The organism is Actinoalloteichus spitiensis RMV-1378, from assembly GCF_000239155.1.
GTDB classification, from domain to species: Bacteria; Actinomycetota; Actinomycetes; order Mycobacteriales; family Pseudonocardiaceae; genus Actinoalloteichus_B; species Actinoalloteichus_B spitiensis.
Map to the genome: position 1 here is coordinate 1 of NZ_AGVX02000642.1, position 1814 is coordinate 1814.

2 protein-coding genes are annotated in these 1814 nt (G+C 75.4%); both read left to right on the forward strand.

Going from position 1 to position 1814, the window contains the following annotated elements; translation table 11 throughout:
* The first annotated feature begins 140 nt into the window (after window positions 1–140).
* On the forward strand, window positions 141–926 hold the full coding sequence (locus ACTIDRAF_RS0223225; protein ID WP_016701096.1) for a sugar phosphate isomerase/epimerase family protein: 786 nt from the start codon (window positions 141–143) through the stop codon (window positions 924–926).
* The coding region (locus ACTIDRAF_RS0223230; protein WP_016701097.1) for a Gfo/Idh/MocA family protein at window positions 923–1814 on the forward strand (892 nt) is incomplete at its 3' end. The genes ACTIDRAF_RS0223225 and ACTIDRAF_RS0223230, both read left to right, overlap by 4 nt.

The window sequence follows — 1814 nt, forward strand, 5'->3', positions numbered from 1 at the left end:
CGGCGCCGGCGGCCCCCGTCCCGGCCGCCCACTCCCGAGCGGTGTCTCACGGGCGTCCCGGACGCAGGCCGGTGCTCGCCCGGTTGTCGGTTCCGGACGGCCAGCGCGGTCCGGCTCCGGTGTCCTGACAGGAGGTGCAGATGTCCGATCCGACCAGTTCGATCCTCTCGACTCCGCCCGCGGTGCAGCTCTACACCGTGCGGGACCAGCTTGCAGCTGACCGCGCCGGGGTGCTGGCCACCCTCGCCGGGTTCGGTTACGGCGCGGTGGAACCGTTCGACGTGCTCACCGACGCCGCCGGGCTGCGCGACGACCTCGACTCCGCCGGCCTGGCGGTCTGCGCCGTCCACGCCCCCGTCCTGTCGGCCGACGTGGACGCCCTGTTCGACGGGGCCCGCACGGTCGGCGCCGACACGGTCATCGCCCCGATCGCGCCGCCGGAGCGGTTCGCCGACCGGGACGCGGTCGCCGCGCTGGCCGCCGAGCTGAACGCGGTGGCGTCCCGGGCGGGCGACGCGGGCCTGCGGCTCGGCTACCACAACCACGAGTTCGAGTTCACCGACGTCGACGGCACCCCGGCGCTGGTGGTGCTCGCCGACGCCCTCGCCCCGGAGGTGGTGTTGGAGGTGGACACCTACTGGGCGGCGGTGGCCGGGCAGGACGTGCCCGGCCTGCTCCGACGGCTGGGGGACCGGGTCCGGTACCTGCACGTCAAGGACGGGCCGGTGACCAGGACCGATCCGATGACCGCCGTCGGCGCGGGACGCATGCCCGTCGCGGAGGTCCTCACGGCGAACCCGGCGGTGGAATGGCGGGTCGTCGAACTCGACGACTGCGCCACCGACGTCCTCGCGGCGGTCGGGGACAGCCTCGACTGGCTGCGGGACAACGGGTTCGCCCCGGCGGCCGGCGGGAGCGAGCGGTGACCGCCCCGGAGCAGGCGGCACCGCTGGGTGTCGCCGTCGTGGGCTGCGGCTCGATCAGCGACCAGTACCTGACGAACCTGACCTCGTTCCCCGAGGTCTCGGTGCTGTTCTGCGCCGACCTCGACGTCGACCGGGCCGCCGCCCAGGCCGCCCGGTACGGGGTGCCGGCCTCGGGCACGCTGGCGCAGGCGTTGGAGCACCCCGGGGTGGAGCTGGTGGTGAACCTGACCGTTCCCGCCGCCCACGTCGAGGTGGCCTCGGCGGCCCTGGAGGCCGGGCTGCACGTCTGGAACGAGAAGCCGCTGACCCTGGACGTCGAGGACGGGCGGGCCCTGGTCGCCCAGGCCGCCCGGGCCGGCCGCCGGCTGGGGTGCGCCCCGGACACCGTGCTCGGCACGGGTTTCCAGGCGGCCCGGCGGCTCATCGAGGCCGGGGCCATCGGCACCCCGTTGACGGCGCTCGCGTTGGTGCAGGAACCGGGCCCGGACCGCTGGCACCCCAACCCGGCGTTCCTCTTCCAGCGGGGCGCCGGCCCGCTGTTCGACCTCGGCCCCTACTACCTGACGGTCCTGGCGTCGCTGTTCGGGCCCGCGCACCGGGTGGGCGCGGTGGGCCGGCAGGCGATGACGACGCGGCGGATCGCCGCCGGTGACCGGGCGGGCACCGAGTTCCGCGTGGAGGTGCCGACGCACGTCTCCGCGTTGGTCGAGTACGCGGGGGGACCGGCGGCGACGCTGCTGTTCAGTTTCGACTCACCGCTGCGCAGGCACGGGTTCGTGGAGATCACCGGCACCGAGGCCACCCTGGCCCTGCCCGATCCCAACCAGTTCTCCGGGGAGGTGCGGATCCGGGGCCGGGGCGACGAGGAGTGGCGGGGGGCGGGGCCGG

What these genes read in the sequence shown, in the direction of transcription:
- ACTIDRAF_RS0223225 (WP_016701096.1), top strand. Translation starts at nt 141, where the DNA reads ATGTCCGATCCGACCAGTTCGATCCTCTCGACTCCGCCCGCGGTGCAG.